Annotated in this window: 20 protein-coding genes; 16 read left to right on the top strand and 4 right to left on the bottom strand. The window is 41.5% G+C overall.

Translation table 11 applies throughout. The features are described from left to right. The first annotated feature begins 20 nt into the window (after positions 1–20). Positions 21–1,376 carry a cell envelope integrity protein CreD gene (creD, locus tag NBH01_RS09230; protein ID WP_011107678.1) on the top strand — a complete coding sequence of 452 codons (1,356 nt, stop codon included), beginning with the start codon at positions 21–23 and terminating at the stop codon, positions 1,374–1,376. A 124-nt stretch (positions 1,377–1,500) separates the two neighbouring features. Here creD and NBH01_RS09235 read toward each other — a convergent pair whose 3' ends face one another. Then, a complete protein-coding gene (locus NBH01_RS09235) occupies positions 1,501–2,085 on the bottom strand; it encodes a hypothetical protein (RefSeq protein WP_008765005.1) in 585 nt (194 codons plus the stop codon). Then, positions 2,085–2,366 (bottom strand): DUF2089 family protein, encoded by a 282-nt coding sequence (locus tag NBH01_RS09240; RefSeq protein WP_008763038.1) that lies wholly within the window; start codon positions 2,364–2,366, stop codon positions 2,085–2,087. The genes NBH01_RS09235 and NBH01_RS09240 overlap by 1 nt, the downstream gene beginning before the upstream one ends. A gap of 204 nt (positions 2,367–2,570) precedes the next feature. Here NBH01_RS09240 and NBH01_RS09245 point away from each other — a divergent pair, with 204 nt between their 5' ends. Further along, complete coding sequence (locus NBH01_RS09245; RefSeq protein ID WP_011107679.1) at positions 2,571–3,038, top strand: macro domain-containing protein; 468 nt, start codon at positions 2,571–2,573, stop codon at positions 3,036–3,038. A 538-nt stretch (positions 3,039–3,576) separates the two neighbouring features. Here the strand turns inward: NBH01_RS09245 and NBH01_RS09250 are convergent. Continuing rightward, the gene (locus tag NBH01_RS09250) at positions 3,577–4,020 is read right to left on the bottom strand and encodes a GNAT family N-acetyltransferase (protein WP_008763036.1); all 444 of its coding nucleotides are present in this window, start codon (positions 4,018–4,020) and stop codon (positions 3,577–3,579) included. 252 nt (positions 4,021–4,272) lie between these two features. On the opposite strand from NBH01_RS09250, the gene NBH01_RS09255 reads away from it, so the two are divergent. After that, on the top strand, positions 4,273–5,253 hold the full coding sequence (locus NBH01_RS09255) for a linear amide C-N hydrolase (RefSeq protein WP_008763035.1): 981 nt from the start codon (positions 4,273–4,275) through the stop codon (positions 5,251–5,253). Positions 5,254–5,551: 298 nt separating this feature from the next. Beyond that, a complete protein-coding gene (locus NBH01_RS09260) occupies positions 5,552–7,786 on the top strand; it encodes a DPP IV N-terminal domain-containing protein (RefSeq protein ID WP_072066285.1) in 2,235 nt (744 codons plus the stop codon). Between the two features lie 45 nt (positions 7,787–7,831). Here the strand turns inward: NBH01_RS09260 and NBH01_RS09265 are convergent, their stop codons facing one another. Continuing rightward, positions 7,832–8,179, bottom strand: coding sequence for a winged helix-turn-helix transcriptional regulator (locus NBH01_RS09265; protein ID WP_008763033.1), 348 nt, complete (start codon positions 8,177–8,179; stop codon positions 7,832–7,834). 167 nt (positions 8,180–8,346) lie between these two features. Here NBH01_RS09265 and NBH01_RS09270 point away from each other — a divergent pair, with 167 nt between their 5' ends. From NBH01_RS09270 to NBH01_RS09325, 12 genes are all read left to right on the top strand, one after another. Next, entirely contained in the window at positions 8,347–8,874 is a 528-nt protein-coding gene (locus NBH01_RS09270) for a DJ-1/PfpI family protein (protein WP_008765001.1), read from the top strand. Positions 8,875–9,344: 470 nt separating this feature from the next. After that, a complete protein-coding gene (locus NBH01_RS09275) occupies positions 9,345–12,464 on the top strand; it encodes an ATP-binding protein (RefSeq protein WP_225694104.1) in 3,120 nt (1,039 codons plus the stop codon). A 55-nt stretch (positions 12,465–12,519) separates the two neighbouring features. Beyond that, a complete protein-coding gene (locus NBH01_RS09280) occupies positions 12,520–13,821 on the top strand; it encodes a Na+/H+ antiporter NhaC family protein (protein ID WP_132059889.1) in 1,302 nt (433 codons plus the stop codon). A 108-nt stretch (positions 13,822–13,929) separates the two neighbouring features. Continuing rightward, entirely contained in the window at positions 13,930–14,484 is a 555-nt protein-coding gene (locus tag NBH01_RS09285) for a 30S ribosomal protein S16 (RefSeq protein WP_008763025.1), read from the top strand. A 175-nt stretch (positions 14,485–14,659) separates the two neighbouring features. Then, complete coding sequence (locus tag NBH01_RS09290) at positions 14,660–15,655, top strand: GntR family transcriptional regulator (RefSeq protein ID WP_055300181.1); 996 nt, start codon at positions 14,660–14,662, stop codon at positions 15,653–15,655. Between the two features lie 66 nt (positions 15,656–15,721). Continuing rightward, positions 15,722–17,497, top strand: a complete 1,776-nt coding sequence (gene fucI, locus NBH01_RS09295; RefSeq protein WP_117977352.1) for an L-fucose isomerase — start codon at positions 15,722–15,724, stop codon at positions 17,495–17,497. A 109-nt stretch (positions 17,498–17,606) separates the two neighbouring features. Next, positions 17,607–18,245, top strand: coding sequence for a class II aldolase/adducin family protein (locus NBH01_RS09300; RefSeq protein WP_008763022.1), 639 nt, complete (start codon positions 17,607–17,609; stop codon positions 18,243–18,245). 15 nt (positions 18,246–18,260) lie between these two features. Then, positions 18,261–19,691 carry a rhamnulokinase gene (locus NBH01_RS09305; RefSeq protein ID WP_225679129.1) on the top strand — a complete coding sequence of 477 codons (1,431 nt, stop codon included), beginning with the start codon at positions 18,261–18,263 and terminating at the stop codon, positions 19,689–19,691. A gap of 7 nt (positions 19,692–19,698) precedes the next feature. Beyond that, positions 19,699–20,091: an L-rhamnose mutarotase gene (locus NBH01_RS09310; RefSeq protein WP_008764989.1), complete on the top strand. Its 393-nt coding sequence runs from the start codon at positions 19,699–19,701 to the stop codon at positions 20,089–20,091. 17 nt (positions 20,092–20,108) lie between these two features. Further along, a complete protein-coding gene (gene fucP, locus NBH01_RS09315) occupies positions 20,109–21,425 on the top strand; it encodes an L-fucose:H+ symporter permease (RefSeq protein WP_055218472.1) in 1,317 nt (438 codons plus the stop codon). Between the two features lie 186 nt (positions 21,426–21,611). After that, positions 21,612–22,163 carry an RNA polymerase sigma-70 factor gene (locus NBH01_RS09320; protein ID WP_008764987.1) on the top strand — a complete coding sequence of 184 codons (552 nt, stop codon included), beginning with the start codon at positions 21,612–21,614 and terminating at the stop codon, positions 22,161–22,163. A 59-nt stretch (positions 22,164–22,222) separates the two neighbouring features. Beyond that, positions 22,223–23,209: a FecR family protein gene (locus NBH01_RS09325; RefSeq protein ID WP_225679131.1), complete on the top strand. Its 987-nt coding sequence runs from the start codon at positions 22,223–22,225 to the stop codon at positions 23,207–23,209. The last annotated feature ends 143 nt before the right edge of the window (positions 23,210–23,352 follow it).

Consider the following 23,352-nt stretch of genomic DNA (forward strand, 5'->3'; position numbering starts at 1 on the left):
TCACTAAACACTATTATCTTATGGACGGTTTCAATGAAAAATCAACTGAGCAAGTGCAGGAACAACAACCGCTGGGATGCCTCCGCCGCTTCTCTAAAACAATCAAGGTCATCATTATCGGAGGATTAATCATTCTTCTGATGATACCGATGTTCATGATCGAAGATCTTATTTCCGAGCGGGGACGCACGCAGGAAGAAGCAATTAATGAAGTAAGCGAAAAATGGAGCCTTGCCCAAACCATTACCGGCCCCTATCTGAATATCCAGTATCCGGTAACGACAGAGAACAACGGGGAAAAGAAGGTATCAATCAAGGCCCTTTTCTTGTTTCCGGACGAACTTCTGGTCAATGGACAATTGAAAACCGAAATACTCAAAAGAAGTATTTATGAAGTGAACGTGTATCAGTCGGAACTGACTTTGAAAGGTTTATTCAGTCCCGAAGAGCTGATAAAAAGCAGGGTGGATATGGAACAACTGCAATTTGACAGAGCTGCCATCTGCCTGAACCTGACAGATATGCGGGGCATCAGTGAGCAGATCAGTATCACGCTGGGAGATTCAGTTTACGTCTTTGAACCGGGAATGGATAACAGAGGGATAGGCGCTACGGGAGTACACGCCATTACCGACTTATCCGATCTGAAGAAGAACAAGAAACTGCCTTATGAGATTAAAATCAAGCTGAAAGGTTCGCAGTCCATCAACTTTATCCCACTGGGTAAAACGACCCGTGTTGATTTGAAAGCCAACTGGAATACTCCAAGCTTTACAGGAAACTACTTGCCCAACAACCGCGAGATTACAGAAAAAGAATTCTCGGCACAATGGCAGGTACTGAATCTGAACCGCAACTATTCGCAGGTCCTGATGAATTACAACAATACCAATATCAAGGATATTGAGAACTCCAGTTTCGGCGTCAACTTCAAAATACCGGTAGAGCAGTATCAGCAGTCCATGCGTTCAGCCAAATATGCTATTCTGATTATTCTGCTGACGTTCGGTGTCATTTTCTTCACTGAAATCATGAATAAAACCCGTATTCATGCGTTACAGTATTTGCTGGTAGGTTTAGCACTCTGCCTGTTCTATAGTCTGCTGCTCTCCTTCTCCGAACATATCGGCTTTAATCCTGCTTATTTGTTATCTGCGGCACTGACTATTATATTAGTTGGCGGATATATGTTGGGAATCACCAAAAAGAAGAAACCGTCATTGATCATGTCCGGACTATTAAGTGTACTCTACCTTTATATCTTCGTTTTGATTCAACTGGAAACCTTTGCATTATTAGCAGGCAGTTTGGGACTATTTATCATTTTGGCAATGGTAATGTATTTCTCCAAGAAGATAGACTGGTTCAATGAGTAAAATTAATTATGGTGTAGTAATTACCATGATTGAAAATAGTGTCACTATCCGCTCGTTATAGTGACACTATCACAGAGACATAGTGACACTATCGTGACGGGATAGTGTCACTATATTTAAGCCGTTAATACAACCATCCTATCAGGAACCGGCACAAGACATCACCACCAATAATTCCTATAAGTGCGACTGTCCATAACTTCCATTGTTTCAAGTTACAAGACACTTTCAAGGCATTAAACATCCAAATCAAAGTAAGTATCAGAAACGGCAATCCCAACAGTGTAAGAATCATTGCCAGGATAAAATAAGGCTGTGCCAGCATTTCTTCGGGAGACATATTCATGTTCATTTGTGACATCATCCGCATGGCCGGCAACAGGCTGATCAGATTCATTCCAAGCAACGGCAGCTGAGCAAACAAAACAGTACCCAGTACATCTATCACACGAATGCGGGAATGAGACAGAAAAAGACCTCCTAGATAAAAGAGCAGTGCAGGAATCAGCCACACAATCAGATGTTCCGCCAGATAACACCACCAAGCCGGATTGGGGGCCGGTCCAAAATGAAGCAAACCATGATAATGATAACCCGATATCCAACACAATAAGGTAGATACTATTAAGCCCAGAAAGCCCCATATCAACGCTTGACCACCTGCAATCCGAATAAACGGATTCACTATTAATTTTACTTTGTTTTTCATCACATATCCATTTTAGTTAGTTTATCTATTATATCGTCCAACATATTCCGAACTGTAGGGTAGCTGACTCCTATGTTCTTCGCCATATCTTTCAAACTGCCGCTCGACTTTACAAAATCAAGAACAAATTGCTGCTCTTTCTCCGACAGGCGCGCCAGTAAAGGCAATTCAAAATTGCCACAAACTTCCGTATTGCATTCTTCACAAAACAACCGTCCTACTTTCAATGGAGCATCACAGGATGGACATTGCAATGGTAACCGTTTCTTTACTTCATTCATATCATCTTCATTTATGATGCAAAAGTAGAGATAAATTCGAATAAAAACAAACGATTATATCAATAATATTAATATAGAATTTAATTTTATTCATTATTGATTTAATTATAATCAATTTTATATTCATTCAAAGAAGAACTTTCCATTATTATTCACCATATCTCTGTTTTTTTCTATCTTTGCTTTGATTAAAAAGATAAAACGATGGAAATACTATATATAAAAGGAGATGCCACAGCACCGATTGGTTCAGGTGTCAAAGTGATTACTCATATTTGCAACGATATCGGAGGATGGGGAAAAGGGTTTGTACTGGCACTTTCTAAAAAATGGAAAATGCCGGAAGAAGCCTATCGCCAGTGGTACAAATCACAGGAAGAATTTACTTTGGGAGCTGTACAGTTTGTAAATGTTGAAAATAAGTTATATGTCGCCAATATGATAGGACAACATGGCATTTATAAAGACAGTAAAGGACTCCCTCCCATCCGTTATGACGCCGTCCGGCAATGTTTGAAGGAGGTAGCCCTGTTTACAATTGCCCACAAGGCAAGTGTACATATGCCCCGTATTGGCTGTGGACTGGCAGGTGGCAAGTGGGAACTTATGGAGCAAATCATAAAAGAAGAGCTTATCACCAAAGAAATAGCTGTAACCGTATATGATTTATAAATAAAATCAGAGCTATTTGGTGAACAATCCGCTTTTCTTATGAAACACTTGACAAACGGCTTTTAATGTTGTATCTTTGAGGAAAGAAAACTAAAAAAGAATGAGTTTTATTAAAAAAATAGATACATAGCACACACATAAACTGATATCTCTTTATATCAGAGCAACCATGATATGGGGCAATAAGTCGGATGATTATTGCCCCATTTTGTTTATATTTTCGCTTAATTCATTTTATATTTTCTTCCAAAACTCAAAAAATAGTTTTTAATAAACTCGGATACCGTTTCTAATAAACGTGCAAAAAGTTTATTAGAAACTGAAACTGCGTTTATTAACAACGGAAATAATAAATGTAAGAATAATAGACCTCTCTTTTCAGATGAAGAAACTATCAATATTATGGGTTCTTCTATTGGTAATATAAACATACAGTTCTATTATTTCATCCACACAATCGGATAACCTAAATCTCTTTTGATAGCTTCCATACTCTTTCACCAATCGATTTATATCCATCTCCATCACAAAGCAAATACTAAAATGTCTTTTTCAGATATACCATATCCACCAGTTGCTTGCCGTCTTCGTACATAGGATGGTCGTAATTGTCGGTAAAGAAATTCTTTAGCCGATGGGAAATGGTGAAGCCACAATGTTCGTAGAAAGAAAGCGTAGAAGGTGCATCGCCTGTACCGACCAGCATTTCAGAACATTTCCCCCGATAATGATCAAATAAAAATTGAATCAAGCGTTTTCCATATCCCTGCCGCTGGAAAAAAGAGATCGTAGCTATGTTCTTGATTTCATAAATTCCTTCCCCTTCACGGGTTACGACACAGCACGCTTTCAATCCGTTATCGTACAAGACGAACATATCGCCACGTTCCAGATAGCGGTCGATCATACTCTCCTGTTCATCAGCCAAAAGCAACAGTTCCAAGAACTCTTTTTTATCCGAAATTACTTTTTTTATCTCCATATTTTAAAACTTTGAACCTTTCATCAGTATCTTGCAAAGGTATAAAAATTCACCTGATAAACAATTTCCCGAAAGTATATCTTGAAAAACCGGCTCAGCAATCTCGCACTATCAATACAAACGCTGAACTTTAAGGGCATATTCTTGTTAACTTGTCACTATCGTGACTGATAGTTCTGTGACAGAATTCCGAACAGGTTGCATCTCACAGATGAATAACCAATAATAAACCTATAACTAAAAATCGAAATTATGTGTACGAGAGTCGTTTATTCAGGAAGCAATGGTATGGTAGCAACCGGTCGTTCTATGGACTGGAAAACAGATATGCACAGCAACCTTTGGGTGTTTCCCAGAGGGATGAAACGGAACGGAGAAACCGGAGAGAACTCGCTGGAATGGACTTCCAGATACGGTAGCGTAGTGACTTCCGCTTTCGAGATCGCCAGTACGGACGGTATGAATGAGAAAGGATTGGTCGCCAATCTGCTTTGGTTGCCCGAAACCGAATACCCCGTAAGAGATAAGAATAAACCGGGACTTGCCATTACAGCCTGGGTGCAATATATGCTGGACAATTTTGCCACCGTAGAAGAAGCCGTAGCATACATTGACGAAGATACCTTTCAGGTCGTTTCGGATATGATGCCGGACGGTTCCCGTCTGGCCACTTTACATTTATCTATTTCGGATGCTACAGGTGACTGTGCCATTTTTGAATATATCGGTGGGAAACTCACGGTATATCATAGTAAGGAATACAAGGTTATGACCAACTCTCCTACTTACAACAAGCAACTGGCACTTAGCGAATACTGGAAATCGATAGGAGGACTGAGCTTTCTGCCCGGTACGAATCGCGCTGCCGACCGCTTTGCCAGAGCCAGCTTCTACATCAACGCATTGCCCGAGACCGATGATGAAAGAATAGCTGTTGCCAGTGTATTCAGTGTTGTACGCAATGCTTCTGTTCCTTACGGGATATCCACTCCCGAAAGTCCCGAGATTTCCACTACGCAATGGAGAACCGTTTCGGAGAGCAAGAACCTGAGATACTTTTTCGAATCAAGTCTGACTCCGAATACCTTTTGGGTAAATCTGAAAGATTTCGATTTATCGGAAGGGGCTCCGGTGTTCAAACTGTCTATTGCCAATGGAGAAATGTATCATGGAAATACAGCCAAGAATTTTAAAACAGCGTTGCCTTTCAAATTTATGGGCGTAAAGGGATAAATTGATAGCAGCTTGCTGCATCACATATATCAGAGAAGTATTTTCTCCACGTCTTCGGGAACATATACTGTTCCCGAAAACTCCTGAGCAGCTTCTTCCGTATAATACAACAAAATATTTCCGAATACTATTCACGCACCACACCACTGACTTCCATTTCAAGGAAGTAGTCATTCTCCAATTTAAAGGTGTACTAAAGAATCAAACAATCATCCAAATCAATAGAAAAATAATACAATGCACTTGTTTTCTCTTATTATTATCGTTTACTTTGTTGGCAAAAATTAATTAACGAGCCATGAAAAACCTACTATTAGCAGCCATGCTTTTCTGCACAAACATAGCCATCGCACAAGGTACTATAGAAGATTACCGTCGTGCTTACTCAGCAGGAGAAAAATTCAGTGCAAACAAAGTATCCTATTCCAATGTCAATCCGGAGTGGATTGGTAAAACGCATTATTTCTGGTATGTACGAAATACTCCCGACGGACGTATCTATGTATTAGTGGATGCCGACACTCAAAACAGAAAAGACTTGTTTGACCACAAACTCGTGGCAGCAGCTTTAAGTGAGGCATCGGGACGCAAAATAGAAGCCACTTCTCTTTATCTGGATCGTCTGTCTGTCAACAACGGACTGGATACGCTACGTTTCGTTTTCAATAATCATCGCTGGATGTATGTCATCGATAAAAATCAGCTGACAGATGAAGGTGCTCTGCCCACTCCACGCAAACAACGCCACTGGATGGAAACAGATGATGAAAAGACGGCTGCTCCCGTCACCTCTCCTGACAAGAAATATACAGCATTCATTAAGAATCATAATATATATGTAAAAGAAACAGCTACCGGAAAAGAAAAACAGCTAAGTCTGGACGGTACTTTGGGAAATTATTACTCAGCCTATATCCGCTGGTCTCCCGACAGCAAAAAAGTCGCTTCCTGCAAGATTCGTCCGGTAGAAAAACGCTATGTATATTATGTGGAATCCTCCCCAAGCGATCAGCTTCAACCCAAACTCCACAAACAAGAGTATGCCAAACCGGGCGATGAACTTCCGTTTAAGATACCCTGCATATACGATGTGGAAACAGGACACAGTGTGATTCCATCGACAGATTTATTCTCTCAACAATATTACATTACGGCCCCCGAATGGAACAGTGACAGTCAAGCCATCACTTTCGAATACAATCAGCGCGGACATCAGGTCTACCGGGTATTGGAATTTTCTGCCGCAACAGGAAAGGTACGCCCGTTAATAGAAGAGACAAGCGACAAATACGTTAATTATTCCCGTCGTTTCCGACATGATTTACAAAATGGAAAACGAATGATATGGATGAGTGAACGTGACAACTGGAATCACCTGTATATGTATGACCGTACTACAGCCCAGCCTATTCGTCAGATAACCAAAGGCGAATGGTACGTACGTGATATCCTCCGGGTAGATGAAACCAACCAACTTATTTATTTCTCGGCAAATGGCGTACAAGCTAAAGAAGATCCCTACCTGATCCGTTATTATCGTATCGGCTTCGACGGTAAGAATCTCACTTGTCTCACTCCGGCAGAAGGAATGCATAATGCATGGTTCTCAAAAGATATGCAATATTTAGTTGATGTATATTCTATGGTAGACAAAGCTCCTGTAGCCGTACTCCGGGATGCCAAAAACGGAAAAGTCATCATGCCACTTGAAACGGCTGATATCAGTCGTCTGGAAGCTGAAGGCTGGAAAGCTCCCGAAGTATTCACCGCCAAAGGTCGTGACGGAAAAACGGATATGTGGGGAATCATCATTCGTCCCAGCAATTTTGATCCTGACAAAAAATACCCCGTTTTGGAGTATATCTATCAAGGACCGGGTAATCAATACGTACCCAAAACCTTTATTCCTTATAACTACTTTATGAGTGGTATTGCCGAACTCGGTTTTATTGTTGTCATGGTAGATGGGATGGGAACTTCTTTCCGTTCACGCACTTTCGAAAACGTATGTTACAAGAATCTGAAAGATGCCGGATTGCCCGATCATATTGCCTGGATAAAATCCGCTGCCCAAAAGTACCCTTATATGGACATAGATCGTGTCGGAATTTATGGTTGTTCCGCAGGTGGACAGGAATCAATGACAGCAGTACTGTTTCATCCCGAATTTTATAAAGCAGCATATTCTGCCTGTGGCTGCCATGACAATCGTATGGATAAGATATGGTGGAATGAACAATGGCTGGGTTATCCGGTTGGTGAACAATATAAAGAAGGATCGAATGTTGAGAATGCTCACTTGCTCAGTCGCCCGTTAATGCTGGTAGTAGGTGAAATGGATGATAACGTAGATCCGGCTTCTACCATGCAGGTAGCAAATGCGTTGATCAAAGCCAATAAAGATTTTGAGTTAGTGGTTATTCCCGGTGCTCACCACACTATGGGAGAAAGTTTCGGTGAACATAAACGCTACGACTTCTTCGTGCGCAATCTATTAAATACAACTCCGCCGAAATGGAATGAAATAAAATAGTGAATACTTTGTAGAACAGTATCCACTACTTTATTCATAATCCAGTCAGTTACTTTTTCTATGCTCCAGAATCGTATCCATATTTTCCAAAGCCCAGCCTACTAATCCTTCAATATGCGGAATCAAAGTTCCTCCTGTATCTGTTAGATAATACTCTACACGGGGAGGTACTTCCGCATATATTTTCCGTTCAATCAAACCGTCAGATTCGAGCGTACGAAGAGTAACAGTCAGCATCCGCTGTGAAATATCCTCTATCGTTTTATGAATATCGCTAAAACGCATCGTACCATTCGCATTCAAAGTTATCAGTACCAGCATCGACCATTTGTCTCCCAAGCGGCTTATGACATCTCTTACAGGGCAATTCCCTGTCGGGTGAAAGTTTTTCATCTTTTTAACGTTTTGTATTATACTGAGTTTCAACAATAGTTACTTCCATGTAACTACCTTATTCTAAGGTTCGTTCTTGTATTTTTCAATTAAGGTAGATACATTTGCATCACAAAAGTAATAAACTTACTAAAAATAACTATTGTTTCATTTAAATAATTATGATTATGGCAAAGAAAGTAGCAGTTTTAGCAGTGAATCCGGTAAATGGTTGTGGTTTATTCCAATACTTGGAAGCCTTTTTCGAAAATGGCATTTCCTATAAAGTATTTGCCGTATCGGATACGAAAGAGATCAAAACCAATTCAGGAATGGTCCTAATAGTAGATGATGTGATTGCTAATCTAAAAGGGCATGAAGACGAATTTGATGCACTTGTATTCTCCTGTGGAGATGCAGTACCTGTATTCCAGCAGTATGCAAACCAGCCATACAATGTGGACTTGATGGAAGTCATCAAGACTTTCGGAGAAAAAGGAAAGATGATGATCGGACACTGTGCCGGTGCAATGATGTTTGACTTTACAGGTATAACAAAAGGTAAAAAAGTCGCTGTCCATCCGCTGGCCAAACCTGCCATTCAAAACGGAATTGCCACGGATGAAAAATCTGAGATAGATGGCAACTTCTTTACTGCACAAGATGAGAATACGATCTGGACAATGTTGCCGAAAGTCATAGAAGCATTGAAATAATGCCGGAAAGTATAGAAAGGAATAAATCCACACACAAAAAGAATTGTTCATACAATTGAATAATAAACTCATTCTTTCCTTTAAAACCAACGGCCCGTTCCTCGGTGTGCAACGGGTCCTTCCTTTAAAACCAACGAGCCGTTGGTTTTAAAGGAAAAAACAGTCGCCCATACAACATTCATAATCAACAATTTACGCATTCTGCTTTTAACAAGCAAATATTGCAGCTTCATTCATTAATAAAAACAGACAACAATAGGCCAATTATTGATAAAAACAAGTGTATCCTTTTTCGTACACCTACATATTTTTGGTTTACACATCCGCATAAGGTCGGATTCGAAATTCCTTGAACAATACATCTACTTTATTATTTTTTAATTGGATGCCATCGTTTTTCAGATTGTTTTTAGTACTTTTGCCCGTATCAAATCAATAAATAATATATCGAACACAAACATCATACTCTCATGAATATGAAAAAATATGTGCTAGCATTTTTTCTATGTTTCATATCTATTACTCCTATTTTAGCACAAAGAGACCACATAGATATTTCAAACTATATTTTATGCATCAATTCCTATGCAGAATCTTCTCCTTGGAGTAACAGGATGATTTCAACCGTATCGGAGTACGTTCAAAAGAACCCAAAACTGGCATTATATGCGGAACATATGAATACTTTAATGATCGATAACGATACGATTTTAGGAGAATTCAAGAATATGATCTCTCAGAAATACGAGCATCATCGCCCACGGCTGCTAATATTATTGGGAAACCCTTCTCTATTACTACGTGATGAATATAGAGAGCTTTGGGGAGACATTCCTATTGTACTCTGTTCGGAAGAAAAGTTTATAGGTCCTAAAGACACCTACATCTACAAACAGCCAGTTACACAAGCGGAGCGTGTTCCGATCTCCCAACTTGCCGATCCCTACAATCTGGTACTTTTATATTCAAACCTTTATTTACGGGAAAATATCCAACTGATTTCTCACATAATCCCTGATATGAAGAAATTCATATTTATCGGTGACGAGCGAGAAATCAATCAGACCAATAATTTGGAAATACAGACAAAGTTAAAAGCCATAAATCCTAATATTGAATACCAGTACATCACGCCACAAAAAATGACAACGAACCAATTATTGGATTCATTGTATCATGTTGATCCGAATACAACCGGAATTTTATTTGCTTCCTGGTTCTACAAAACGACATTTGCAGGTAATACTTCATTAGTCACCAATGCTCACAAACTTATCGTAACAACTACAGCTCCAATTTTCACCCTTAATATGGCTGATATAACAGAAGAAAACGGTGGCATGATAGGTGGTTATACTTATGACCAAAAACACTATAACCAGCAATTAATTCATACCATTTCAGAAATACTTACAGGAAAGCCGGCTAGAGAAATTCCCTTTTATATGCCATCAGATGGCGCACCTATTATCAACTATACGATATTACTCCGTAAAGGATTCTCTCCTTCCATGTGTCCTCCAAACACACATTTTCTGAATAAACCGCTTGGATTCTGGAAACAGAACAAATATTTCATTATGGGTACCTTGTCTTTTATGATATTACTGGCAATCGTATTCTTTTATCGTATCCATAGCCTGAATAGCATCAAAAAAGCACAGCAAAAAGAAATTGACGCAATGACAAATTATAAGAATCTGGTTAATAACATGCCCATTCTCTATATGCAGGAAGAAGTGCTTGCTGATAAAAATGGCATTCCCGTAGAACTGATTTACCGCAATGTGAATGCGCATTTTGAGAAAAACTTTTTCCGCAAAGAAGAAGTTGTCGGGAAAAAAGCGAGTGAAATATTTCCGGAATCAATGCCGGACTTCCTGCACTTCACTCAAATAGCCTTATCAGAAAATAAAGTAATAACATTCCCCTACTATTTCAAAAAAATAGATACCTTCTACGATATAGTACTTAAAGCAAACCGGCAAAATAATATGATTGATGTATTTTGCCTGAACAGCACAGAGCTCCATAAGGCACAACAAAAGCTAAGCACTATCAACAACAAACTCGCCATGTCACTTGACGTAGCTAATATCGTGCCATGGAAATGGGATTTGCGAAGTAAAACAATTTTATGCGACATCAACAAACCGATAGAACTTAGCACACAAGGAAAAGACGTTGCCGAAGAACAACTGGCAGTACCCGACTATCACTATTTTTCCAAGATATTTAAGGAAGACCGGAAACGGGTAGAACAAGCTTATCAGAACTTAATAGACGGTCATTCGGAAAAAGTAAAAGAAGAATATCGCGTAGTCAGCACACAAAAAGGATTTCATAGGATAGAATGGGTGGAAGCCCAAGCAGCCGTTGAAACGCGGGACGGAAATGGCAACCCATTGACTCTTGTTGGCTCCTCACTCGTTATCACTGAACGAAAAAAAATGGAGATGGAACTGATTAATGCCAAAAACCGTGCCGAAGAGTCCAATCGGCTGAAGTCTGCTTTCCTTGCCAACATGAGTCATGAAATTCGTACTCCTCTAAATGCTATCGTCGGTTTCTCCGGTATATTGGCATCCACCGAAGAAGAAGAGGAAAAACAAGAATATGTCAGTATCATTGAAAACAATAATACGTTATTATTGCAGCTCATCAGTGATATCCTTGATTTATCAAAAATAGAAGCAGGAACATTGGACCTGCACTATTCCAATGTTGAAATCAATGATTTAATGAAAGACCTGGAAAACATGTGTCAACTGAAACTTAAGTCGGATGCTGTCAAACTGGAATTCGTAGCTCCTGAAGAACCATGTTTCGCACATATAGAAAAGAACAGGTTATCTCAGTTAATTATTAACCTGGTGACGAATGCCATAAAATTCACCATTCAAGGTAGTATCCGATTTGGATACAAACGTCAGAACAATGAATTATATTTCTATGTGGCTGATACAGGTTGCGGCATTCCTCAAGATAAGCAAAAAAGTATTTTTGGACGTTTCGTCAAATTAAATTCATTTGCACAAGGTACGGGTTTAGGACTCTCAATCTGCCAGACACTTGTCGAACACATGGGAGGTAAAATCGGGGTAGAATCAGAAGAAGGAAACGGCTCTACATTCTGGTTCACTTTGCCTTACAAGCAAGCAGAGACTGTTAAGAAGAGCCTTCCAAAGGACATACAACCTATTGCCATAGAAAAGGATAAGCTGGTAATTTTGATTGCTGAAGATAATGAAAGCAATTATAAGTTGTTCGAATCTATTCTAAAATATGATTATCATCTGCTTCATGCCTGGGATGGTCAGGAAGCTGTAAACATGTTCAAGGAGCATAATCCACAAATTATATTAATGGATATCAATATGCCTGTCCTGGATGGATATGAAGCAACCAAAGAAATCCGCAAGTACTCTGCCAAAGTACCGATTATCGCCATTACGGCTTTTGCATATGCTTCAGACGAGCAACGGGTGATGGAAAGTGGTTTTGACGGGTATATGCCGAAACCTATCAATGCCCGTCAGTTGAAGGCGCAACTGACAGATATCATGCAAAAACGTATTGTATTGCTATGACTTATGTGTTTCCTTACTATCTTTGCAGTTCGAATATATACCACAATATCAATTTATGACTGAAGAAAAAATACATAAAGAACGTCATGGCAGCTGGTGGGCATTGAGTCCGTTACTCGTCTTTCTCTGCCTTTATCTGGTAACTTCCATTCTTGTTAATGACTTTTATAAAGTACCCATCACTGTGGCTTTCCTCGTGTCTTCCTGTTACGCAATTGCCATTACGCGAGGATTGAAGCTCGACCAGCGTATCTACCAGTTCTCCGTAGGAGCCGCCAACAAGAATATCCTTCTGATGATATGGATATTCATCCTTGCCGGAGCTTTCGCACAAAGCGCCAAGCAGATGGGAGCTATTGATGCAACCGTCAATCTGACACTGCATATCCTCCCTGATAATCTGCTATTGGCCGGGATATTCATTGCCGCCTGTTTTATATCATTATCCATCGGAACCAGCGTAGGGACAATTGTAGCCCTTACTCCCGTTGCTGTCGGCCTGGCCGAAAAGACAGAAATCGCCCTTCCGTTTATGGTAGCAGTCGTTGTCGGAGGTTCTTTCTTTGGAGATAACCTGTCGTTTATATCCGATACGACCATTGCCTCAACCAAAACTCAGGAATGCGTGATGCGTGATAAGTTTCGGGTAAATTCTATGATTGTGGTTCCGGCAGCGATTATCGTACTGGGAATCTACATTTTTCAAGGACTATCCATCACTGCGCCCGCACAAGTACAGACTATTGAATGGATAAAAGTCATACCTTATATAATAGTACTGGGAACAGCCATTGCCGGAATGAACGTGATGTTGGTATTAATAATTGGTATCCTGACCAGCGGTATCATCGGCATAGCTACCGGAAGTTTTGGCGTATTCGATTGGTTTGGGGCAATGGGTACGGGTATCACAGGCATGGGTGAATTGATCATTATCACATTACTGGCAGGCGGTATGCTCGAAACAATCCGTTATAACGGAGGTATCAATTTCATCATCAAAAAACTGACCCGTCATGTCAACAGCAAGCGTGGTGCGGAACTGAGCATCGCCGCTCTGGTAAGTATCGCCAACCTATGCACTGCCAACAATACGATTGCCATCATCACCACAGGACCTATTGCAAAGGATATTGCAAAGAGATTCCATCTCGACCGGAGAAAAACAGCCAGTATTCTGGATACATTCTCCTGTCTGATACAAGGCATCATACCCTATGGAGCACAAATGCTGATTGCTGCAGGGTTAGCCAACATCTCTCCTATCAGTATCATCGGCAATCTCTATTATCCGTTTACGATGGGGATCTGTGCCCTGCTCGCTATCCTGTTCCGATATCCGAGGAGGTATTCATAAGAAAAAGAAAGGAAATATTTGTCAATCAAAAGAAAAGCTGTATCTTTGCGCCCGCTATTACGAGTTAGTAGCATAATTCAAATCATTAATTAAAAACAATTATTAAAAATGGCAACTAGAATCAGATTGCAAAGACACGGACGTAAAAGTTACGCGTTTTATTCAATTGTAATTGCAGACAGCAGAGCACCACGTGATGGTAAATTTATTGAGAAGATTGGTACTTACAACCCGAACACCAATCCTGCTACAGTAGATTTGAATTTCGACGCTGCATTGGCATGGGTACTGAAAGGTGCACAACCAAGTGACACTGTACGTAATATCCTTTCTCGTGAAGGTGTTTACATGAAGAAACATCTTCTTGGCGGTGTTGCAAAAGGCGCATTCGGAGAAGCAGAAGCAGAAGCTAAATTCGAAGCTTGGAAGAACAACAAACAGTCAGGTCTGGCTGCTTTGAAAGCTAAACAAGACGAAGAAAAGAAAGCTGAAGCTAAAGCACGTCTGGAAGCAGAAAAGAAGATCAACGAAGTGAAAGCAAAAGCACTCGCTGAAAAGAAAGCTGCTGAAGCTGCTGAAAAAGCTGCTGCTGAAGCACCTGCAGAAGAAGCAACTGAAGCTCCGGCTGAAGAAGCTGCTGCAACAGAAGCTGCTGCTGAATAAATTTCGGCAGGTTCCTAACAAGACATTTGGAAAAAGCTATAAATCCTCTTCGGTTCGCCGAAGGGGATTTTTTTATTTCCTGCTATAGAACATATTAAAATAGTTCTCTACTTCTGAATAAATTTCTTTTCTTTGCAACAGCATAGCTCAGCACAGTCATTTATCTTATAACAGTATGAGACGAACTGATAAAAAGAAAACATTCGGTCAACAGTCCAGCAAGGTTACGCAATTAGCGGATACATTAAGCCAGGCGATTTCCATGAAAAAATTTCGTGAAGGAGATTCTTTGCCTTCCATCAATCAGTTAAGTGCAGAATATGGAGTATCACGCGATACCGTTTTCAAGGCCTTTCTTGATTTGCGCGAACGGGGACTGATCGATTCCACTCCGGGAAAAGGATATTATGTAACCAGTCAGGTGACCAATGTCCTGCTCCTGCTCGACCAGTACACTCCTTTTAAAGAAGCCCTTTACAATAGTTTCGTCAAACATCTGCCTATTAATTACAAAGTAGACTTGCTGTTTCATCAATATAATGAACGGCTTTTCAATACCATTATCCGCGAATCTGTCGGAAAATATAATAAATACATAGTGATGAATTTCGATAATGAGAAATTCAGTATGGTTCTCAATAAGATTCATCCAACAAAATTATTGCTTCTTGACTTCGGTAAATTCGAGAAAGAAAAGTATTCTTATATCTGTCAGGATTTTGATGAAGCTTTCTATCAGGCATTACTCATGCTGAAGGAGAAACTACGGCACTACCCACAACTTGTTCTGTTATTCTCTAAAAATCTGAAGCATCCCCAAAGCAGTAAAGAGTATTTTACCCGTTTTTGTGAGGAACAAGGATTTTTATACGAAATTCAGGAAGATATCGAGAATCTGACCGTACGCAAAGGAGTAGTCTACATAGCCATCAAGCAACAAGATGTAGTGAAGGTTGTGAAACAAGGAAGACTGGAAGGACTAAAATGCGGAAGAGATTTCGGTCTGTTGGCATACAATGATATTCCTTCCTACGAAGTGATCGACGAAGGAATTACTTCATTGAGTATTGATTGGGAGATGATGGGAAATGAAGCGGCAAACTTTGTCCTGAATAATGTCCCGATACAAAAGTACCTGCCTACTGAAGTAAGACTCCGAAAGTCCCTGTAATTTTTTTGCCGTATTGACAGCACAGTTCAGCACAGAATTCAATCACCAAATAAAAATTTAGAAACCATGAAAAAGTATCCGAAAATCGGGATTCGTCCCACTATCGACGGTCGCCAGGGCGGCGTTCGTGAAAGCCTTGAAGAAAAGACAATGAATCTTGCCAAAGCAGTAGCCGAGTTAATCAGCAGCAACCTGAAGAACGGTGACGGAAGTCCTGTAGAATGTGTTATTGCAGACAATACTATCGGACGTGTAGCCGAAAGCGCTGCTTGCGCAGAGAAATTCGAAAGAGAAGGCGTTGGGTCCACTATCACTGTTACCTCCTGCTGGTGCTATGGTGCGGAGACAATGGATATGAATCCTCATTACCCGAAAGCTGTCTGGGGCTTCAACGGAACCGAGCGTCCGGGAGCAGTATACCTTGCAGCCGTATTGGCAGGTCATGCACAAAAAGGACTCCCTGCATTCGGTATCTACGGACGCGACGTACAAGACCTTGACGATAATACAATTCCTGAAGACGTAGCGGAAAAAATTCTTCGTTTTGCACGTGCCGCACAGGCAGTAGCAACGATGAGAGGCAAATCTTATTTGTCAATGGGTAGTGTATCAATGGGTATCGCCGGCTCTATTGTCAACCCCGACTTCTTCCAGGAATATCTGGGAATGCGCAATGAGTCAATTGACCTGACGGAAATCATCCGCCGCATGGAAGAAGGTATCTATGACCACGAAGAATATGCCAAAGCAATGGCATGGACTGAAAAATACTGCAAAGTAAATGAAGGAGAAGACTTCAAGAACCGCCCGGAGAAACGCAAAAAGCGCGAACAAAAAGATGCTGACTGGGAATTTGTCGTGAAGATGATGATCATCATGCGTGACCTGATGACCGGAAACCCGAAACTGAAAGAAATGGGATTCAAGGAAGAAGCTTTGGGACACAATGCTATCGCTGCCGGCTTCCAGGGACAACGCCAATGGACAGACTTTTATCCTAACGGTGACTATCCGGAAGCATTGCTCAACACTTCTTTCGACTGGAACGGTATTCGTGAAGCATTCGTAGTGGCTACCGAAAACGATGCTTGTAACGGTGTAGCAATGCTGTTCGGACACTTGCTGACCAATCGTGCACAAATATTCTCTGATGTACGTACGTATTGGAGCCCTGAAGCCGTGAAACGTGTAACCGGTAAAGAACTGACCGGCTTGGCAGCCAACGGTATCATCCACCTGATCAACTCCGGTGCAACAACACTCGACGGTTCCGGCCAGTCATTAGACGCAGAAGGAAATCCTGTCATGAAAGAACCATGGAATCTGACTGATGCAGACGTAGAAAACTGCCTCAAAGCAACGACCTGGTATCCGGCAGACCGCGATTACTTCCGTGGCGGCGGCTTCTCGTCCAACTTTCTTTCAAAAGGTGGAATGCCTGTTACTATGATGCGTCTGAACCTGATCAAAGGCTTGGGCCCTGTCCTGCAAATCGCAGAAGGATGGACCGTTGAGATTGATCCGGAAATCCATCAGAAACTGAATATGCGTACCGACCCGACATGGCCGACTACGTGGTTCGTTCCTCGTCTGTGTGATAAATCCGCTTTCAAGGATGTATATTCTGTGATGAACAACTGGGGCGCTAACCACGGAGCCATCAGCTACGGTCACATCGGACAAGACCTGATTACGCTTGCCTCTATGCTTCGTATCCCTGTTTGCATGCACAATGTAGATGAAAACGAAATTTTCCGTCCGGCTGCATGGAACGCATTCGGTATGGACAAAGAAGGAGCAGATTACAGAGCTTGTACAACTTACGGTCCTATCTATAAATAAACAAGAATCTTTCGTCCTATTTGATTTAATAATTTAACTTTGCCGTATCATAGTGGAAGCAGTCTTCAAACACAAGCTTCCACTATATGACGGCTTAAATAAAAACACTATGATAACTGACGAACACATCGAACTGTTTCTGGCACAGGCACACCGCTACGGAGACGCAAAATTAATGCTTTGCAGCAGCGGTAATCTTTCCTGGAGAATCGGAGAAGAAGCACTGATTTCGGGTACAGGTTCATGGGTCCCTACCCTTGCCAAAGAAAAAGTTTCTATCTGTAATATAGCCAGCGGTACACCGACGAATGGCGTAAAACCATCTATGGAAAGCACATTCCATCTTGGCGTTCTCCGCGAACGGCCGGATGTAAATGTAGTACTCCATTTCCAGTCGGAATATGCCACTGCCATCTCTTGCATGAAAAACAAACCGACAAATTTCAACGTAACGGCAGAAATACCTTGTCATGTCGGGTCGGAAATTCCCGTAATTCCTTACTATCGGCCGGGATCTCCCGAATTGGCCAAAGCGGTAGTAGAAGCAATGCTGAAGCATAATTCCGTCTTACTGACCAATCACGGACAAGTAGTATGCGGAAAAGACTTCGACCAAGTTTACGAACGGGCTACCTTCTTCGAAATGGCTTGCCGCATCATTGTTCAGTCCGGCGGCGATTACTCCGTACTGACACCGGAAGAAATAGAAGACCTGGAAATATACGTATTAGGAAAGAAAACCAAATAAGTATCCGGGAATACCATGAAAGATACCACAAGAAACACATATTTGGCAGTAGACTTTGGAGGAGGAAGCGGTCGGGTCATCGCCGGCTCCCTTCTCCAGGGAAAGCTGGAATTAGAAGAAATACACCGCTTTACCAACCGGCAGGTTAAACTCGGGAATCATGTTTACTGGGACTTTCCCGCCCTGTTCGAAGATATGAAAACCGGACTGAAACTTGCTGCACAAAAGGGATATCATGTCAAAGGAATCGGCATAGATACCTGGGGAGTAGACTTCGGCCTGATTGACAAAAAAGGAAATCTACTGGGCAACCCCGTCTGCTATCGGGATGCCCGAACAGACGGAATGCCGGACAAGGTATTTCAAATACTGGATGCACAAAAGCATTACGCCTGCACAGGCATACAAGTAATGCCTATCAATACGCTGTTTCAGCTTTACAGCATGCAACAGAATCAGGACGTACTGCTAGAAGTTGCACAGCGACTTCTCTTTATGCCCGACCTCTTCAGCTATTACCTGACGGGAGTAGCCAATAATGAATATTGCATAGCTTCCACCTCCGAACTGCTCGATGCACGCCAACGAAACTGGTCGATGGATACCATCCGTGCTTTGGGACTCCCCGAACACTTATTCGGAGAAATTATTCTGCCGGGAACTGTCAGAGGAACACTTAAAGAAGAGATAGGCCGTGAAACAGGATTAGGTCCTGTCGACATTATTGCTGTCGGCTCGCATGACACAGCCAGTGCCGTTGCTGCCGTTCCGGCAACCAAAGGTCAAGTAGCCTTTCTCAGTTCCGGCACCTGGTCATTGTTGGGAGTCGAAGTGGATGAACCCATATTGACGGAAGAAGCGAGACTGGCTCAATTTACCAATGAAGGAGGCGTAGGCGGTCACATCCGATTCTTGCAAAACATTACCGGACTGTGGATTCTGCAACGCTTGATGAGCGAATGGAAGCTACGTGGCGAAGAACAAAGTTATGATACGATTCTTCCGCAAGCTGCGGACGCAGAAATTGACACGATTATTCCTGTGGACGATGCAGAGTTCATGAACCCCGAAAATATGGAAACAGCCCTTCTGAACTACTGCCGGAATCATTCACTTAAAGTTCCCGGAAACAAGGCAGAAATGGTCAAATGCGTACTACAGTCACTGGCCTTCAAATATCGCGAGGCGGTAGCACAGCTCAATCGTTGTCTCCCCTCTCCGATTCACCGGCTAAACATTATCGGAGGAGGCTCACAAAATAAACTGCTCAACCAACTTACTGCCAACGCACTCGGCATCCCTGTTTATGCCGGACCGGTAGAAGCCACAGCAATGGGGAATATCCTGACTCAGGCAATGGCGAAAGGAGAAATATCCAGCCTCCGGGAAATCAGAGAAGTAGTAAGCCACAGTGTTACACCACAAGTATATTACCCTGAAAAATAAGAAAGATATGGAAACACCTCAAACTGGCTATCAAGTAAAAACCTACAACGTCCCTGTCAAGCGATATTGCCAGACTCTTGATCTACGGGATTCACCGGAGTTAATAGCTGAGTATCGGAAAAGACACAGTCAGGCAGAAGTATGGCCCGAAATCCTTGCAGGAATCCGTGAAGTAGGTATCCTTGAGATGGAAATCTACATTCTCGGTACCCGTCTGTTCATGATCGTCGAAACACCCGTCGACTTTGACTGGGACACAGCCATGGCACGTCTGAACACTCTCCCCCGGCAACAAGAATGGGAAGAATACATGTCCATCCTCCAGCAAGCCGCTCCGGGAATGAGTTCCGCTGAGAAATGGATCCCCATGGAGAGAATGTTCCATTTATATAATACCTAAAATAACAAGAAATTACCATGAAACACACTAAGCAGTCTATTATCTCAAAGGATGGCGTCAGCTATCTTATTCCATTCATACTTATTACCTCCTGCTTTGCACTGTGGGGATTTGCGAACGATATTACCAACCCGATGGTAAAGGCATTCTCCAAAATTTTCCGGATGAGCGCTACCGACGGGGCACTGGTTCAGGTAGCCTTCTACGGTGGATATTTTGCCATGGCTTTCCCTGCCGCCATGTTCATCCGCAAATTCTCCTATAAAGCCGGAGTATTGTTAGGACTCGGCCTGTATGCTTTCGGAGCCTTCTTATTCTTTCCCGCCAAGATGACAGGAGAGTATTACCCGTTTCTGATCGCTTACTTTATTCTGACCTGTGGACTCTCCTTCCTGGAAACCAGTTGCAACCCCTATATACTTTCTATGGGAACGGAAGAGACAGCTACAAGACGTCTGAACCTTGCCCAGTCTTTCAATCCGATGGGATCGCTGCTCGGAATGTACGTAGCGATGCAATTTATTCAGGCTAAACTGCACCCGATGGGCACTGATGAACGCGCTTTACTGAACGACAGTGAGTTTCAGGCCATCAAGGAAAGCGATCTTGCCGTGCTGATAGCTCCTTATCTCATTATCGGACTCGTTATTCTGGCGATGCTGCTTCTGATACGATTTGTAAAAATGCCCAAGAATGGAGATCAGAATCACAAAATAGATTTCTTTCCTACGCTAAAACGTATTTTCACCCAGACACGCTATCGGGAAGGTGTAATTGCACAATTCTTCTATGTGGGTGTTCAGATTATGTGCTGGACCTTTATCATTCAGTATGGTACACGCCTGTTTATGTCGCCGGAATATGGCATGGATGAAAAAAGTGCGGAAGTACTGTCCCAGCAATACAACATCGTAGCGATGGTTATTTTCTGTATCAGCCGCTTTATCTGTACTTTCATTCTGCGCTATCTCAATGCAGGAAAGTTGCTCATGATCCTTGCCATCTTCGGAGGCATTTTCACATTAGGAACGATCTTCCTTCAGAATATCTTCGGACTATATTGTCTGGTAGCGGTTTCTGCCTGTATGTCTTTGATGTTCCCTACCATTTACGGAATTGCACTGAAAGGTATGGGAGACGATGCCAAGTTCGGAGCAGCCGGTCTGATTATGGCCATTTTGGGAGGTTCCATACTTCCTCCCTTGCAAGCAAGTATTATTGACATGAAAGAGATAGCTTCCATGCCTGCTGTCAATGTATCATTCATTTTGCCGTTCATTTGCTTCCTGGTAATCATCGGTTATGGCTACCGTACAGTAAAAAGAAACTGGTAAAAACTAACTTTAAGATAGTAACACTATCCTGTTGCGATAGTGTCAGCATCCCACTCATATAGTGACACTATCCGGACCGGATGGTGTCACTATCTTTTTTCTTTTTTATAAACTATTCCTTTTTTCTTCGTATCTTAATTTAATTTGTTTACATTTGTCTTTCGATTTCAATAATCTGTTAACCCGATGACCCCAAACCAAGACGAAAGACTTTTAGCGCAACAATTCGAAACAATATTCACGAAATATTATTCGGTAGTGAAATATTTCGCCCTAATGCTGCTTAAATCCGAAGAAGACGCAAAGGATATTACCCAAGATGTTTTCACAAAACTATGGACTAAGCCTGAATTATGGACGGAAGTTCCTAATCCGACTCCTTATATCTATACCCTTACTAAAAGTACAACTCTCAATTTTATCAAACACAAAAAAGTAGAATTGGCTTATCAGGAGAAAATTATAGAAAAGTCTCTCATCGACGAACTTTTCCAATCAGAAGATACACTCAATCCCATCTATTATAAAGAGGCTCAACTAATCATCAAATTAGTTCTCGAACGCCTTCCGGAGCAACGCAGAATGATTTTCGAAATGAGTCGTTTCAAGCATATGAGCAATCTTGAGATAGCCGAGAAACTAAATATTTCGAAACGAACAGTGGAACATCACATCTACTTAACTCTGCTTGAAATGAAAAAAATCATCTTTTTTGCATTTTTTTTGCTGTTCCCTTAAGTAAGCTGCCTTAGTTAATTGAAGTATTAATATAACAGTTATAACATTAATACCTCAATATGAAGAATTACTTTCAGAAAATAATAACATTATTCACCGGAAACGACTATCCGGAATCAACCCAGCAAGATTTCTACAAGTGGCTGGTAGATGAAGAGCATACTTCCGAAAAAGACGAAGCATTACAAAAATTATGGAATGAGGCTCATAAACAGAGAACTGCAACCGACATGCAGGAGGCTTATGAACTTTTGAAAAAGAATGCCGGAATACCTCCCATACAACGAAAAAGAACAATCCGACCGATTCATATATGGCAGGCTGCCGCTGCGGTTTTCTTTTTAGTAGCGGCTTCTTCTGTTTACCTTTCTACCATCGGCAAAGAAATACAAGAAACTCTTATTCAGCAATACATTCCAACTGCTGAAATAAGGACTCTCACTTTACCCGATGGAACTCAGGTACAGCTGAACTCACAAAGTACACTTTTATATCCACAAAACTTTACCGGGAAAGATCGTAGTGTCTTTTTGATCGGTGAAGCTAACTTTAAAGTTAAACCGGATAAGAAACATCCGTTCATCGTCAAGTCCAATGATTTTCAGGTGACGGCGTTGGGTACGGAGTTCAACATTTCGGCTTATCCGGAAAATTCGGTGTTGGCAGCCACATTGATTTCAGGAAGCGTATTGGTAGAATACAATGATTTAAAATCGCAGGTGATTCTAAAACCGAATGAGCAGCTGGCTTATAACAAAAATACTCATTACCATAGCCTGGACCATCCGGATATGAAAGAAGTTACCGCCTGGCAACGTGGAGAACTTGTGTTCAGAGAAATGTCCGTCAAAGATATCATCACAATCCTTGAACGTAAATATCCTTATACATTCGAGTATCAGCTCAAAACGCTGAAAGACGACAGATATAGTTTCCGGTTTAAAGACCAGGCACCACTATCTGAGGTTATGGATGTGATAGTAAATGTGGTAGGCCAAATGAACTATAAGATAAAAGGAGACCGCTGCTACTTAATCCCAAAGTAATGGGTATCATCCCAAAAGAAAAACAGTAAAAAAACAACAATATAATAACCTTTTTAACCACTAAAGATTCATGCAAAAAAGTATCCGGAACGGAGCCCTAACTCTATCCCGGATATGAAATCAAGATTCTCAATATTAGAGTT

This window comes from Bacteroides sp. B1-V-101 (genome assembly GCF_023656585.1).
Lineage (GTDB): Bacteria > Bacteroidota > Bacteroidia > Bacteroidales > Bacteroidaceae > Bacteroides > Bacteroides thetaiotaomicron.

What these genes read in the sequence shown, in the direction of transcription:
- creD (WP_011107678.1), top strand. Translation starts at nt 21, where the DNA reads ATGGACGGTTTCAATGAAAAATCAACTGAGCAAGTGCAGGAACAACAA.
- NBH01_RS09235 (WP_008765005.1), bottom strand. Translation starts at nt 2,085, where the DNA reads ATGAAAAACAAAGTAAAATTAATAGTGAATCCGTTTATTCGGATTGCA.
- NBH01_RS09240 (WP_008763038.1), bottom strand. Translation starts at nt 2,366, where the DNA reads ATGAATGAAGTAAAGAAACGGTTACCATTGCAATGTCCATCCTGTGAT.
- NBH01_RS09245 (WP_011107679.1), top strand. Translation starts at nt 2,571, where the DNA reads ATGGAAATACTATATATAAAAGGAGATGCCACAGCACCGATTGGTTCA.
- NBH01_RS09250 (WP_008763036.1), bottom strand. Translation starts at nt 4,020, where the DNA reads ATGGAGATAAAAAAAGTAATTTCGGATAAAAAAGAGTTCTTGGAACTG.
- NBH01_RS09255 (WP_008763035.1), top strand. Translation starts at nt 4,273, where the DNA reads ATGTGTACGAGAGTCGTTTATTCAGGAAGCAATGGTATGGTAGCAACC.
- NBH01_RS09260 (WP_072066285.1), top strand. Translation starts at nt 5,552, where the DNA reads ATGAAAAACCTACTATTAGCAGCCATGCTTTTCTGCACAAACATAGCC.
- NBH01_RS09265 (WP_008763033.1), bottom strand. Translation starts at nt 8,179, where the DNA reads ATGAAAAACTTTCACCCGACAGGGAATTGCCCTGTAAGAGATGTCATA.
- NBH01_RS09270 (WP_008765001.1), top strand. Translation starts at nt 8,347, where the DNA reads ATGGCAAAGAAAGTAGCAGTTTTAGCAGTGAATCCGGTAAATGGTTGT.
- NBH01_RS09275 (WP_225694104.1), top strand. Translation starts at nt 9,345, where the DNA reads ATGAATATGAAAAAATATGTGCTAGCATTTTTTCTATGTTTCATATCT.
- NBH01_RS09280 (WP_132059889.1), top strand. Translation starts at nt 12,520, where the DNA reads ATGACTGAAGAAAAAATACATAAAGAACGTCATGGCAGCTGGTGGGCA.
- NBH01_RS09285 (WP_008763025.1), top strand. Translation starts at nt 13,930, where the DNA reads ATGGCAACTAGAATCAGATTGCAAAGACACGGACGTAAAAGTTACGCG.
- NBH01_RS09290 (WP_055300181.1), top strand. Translation starts at nt 14,660, where the DNA reads ATGAGACGAACTGATAAAAAGAAAACATTCGGTCAACAGTCCAGCAAG.
- fucI (WP_117977352.1), top strand. Translation starts at nt 15,722, where the DNA reads ATGAAAAAGTATCCGAAAATCGGGATTCGTCCCACTATCGACGGTCGC.
- NBH01_RS09300 (WP_008763022.1), top strand. Translation starts at nt 17,607, where the DNA reads ATGATAACTGACGAACACATCGAACTGTTTCTGGCACAGGCACACCGC.
- NBH01_RS09305 (WP_225679129.1), top strand. Translation starts at nt 18,261, where the DNA reads ATGAAAGATACCACAAGAAACACATATTTGGCAGTAGACTTTGGAGGA.
- NBH01_RS09310 (WP_008764989.1), top strand. Translation starts at nt 19,699, where the DNA reads ATGGAAACACCTCAAACTGGCTATCAAGTAAAAACCTACAACGTCCCT.
- fucP (WP_055218472.1), top strand. Translation starts at nt 20,109, where the DNA reads ATGAAACACACTAAGCAGTCTATTATCTCAAAGGATGGCGTCAGCTAT.
- NBH01_RS09320 (WP_008764987.1), top strand. Translation starts at nt 21,612, where the DNA reads ATGACCCCAAACCAAGACGAAAGACTTTTAGCGCAACAATTCGAAACA.
- NBH01_RS09325 (WP_225679131.1), top strand. Translation starts at nt 22,223, where the DNA reads ATGAAGAATTACTTTCAGAAAATAATAACATTATTCACCGGAAACGAC.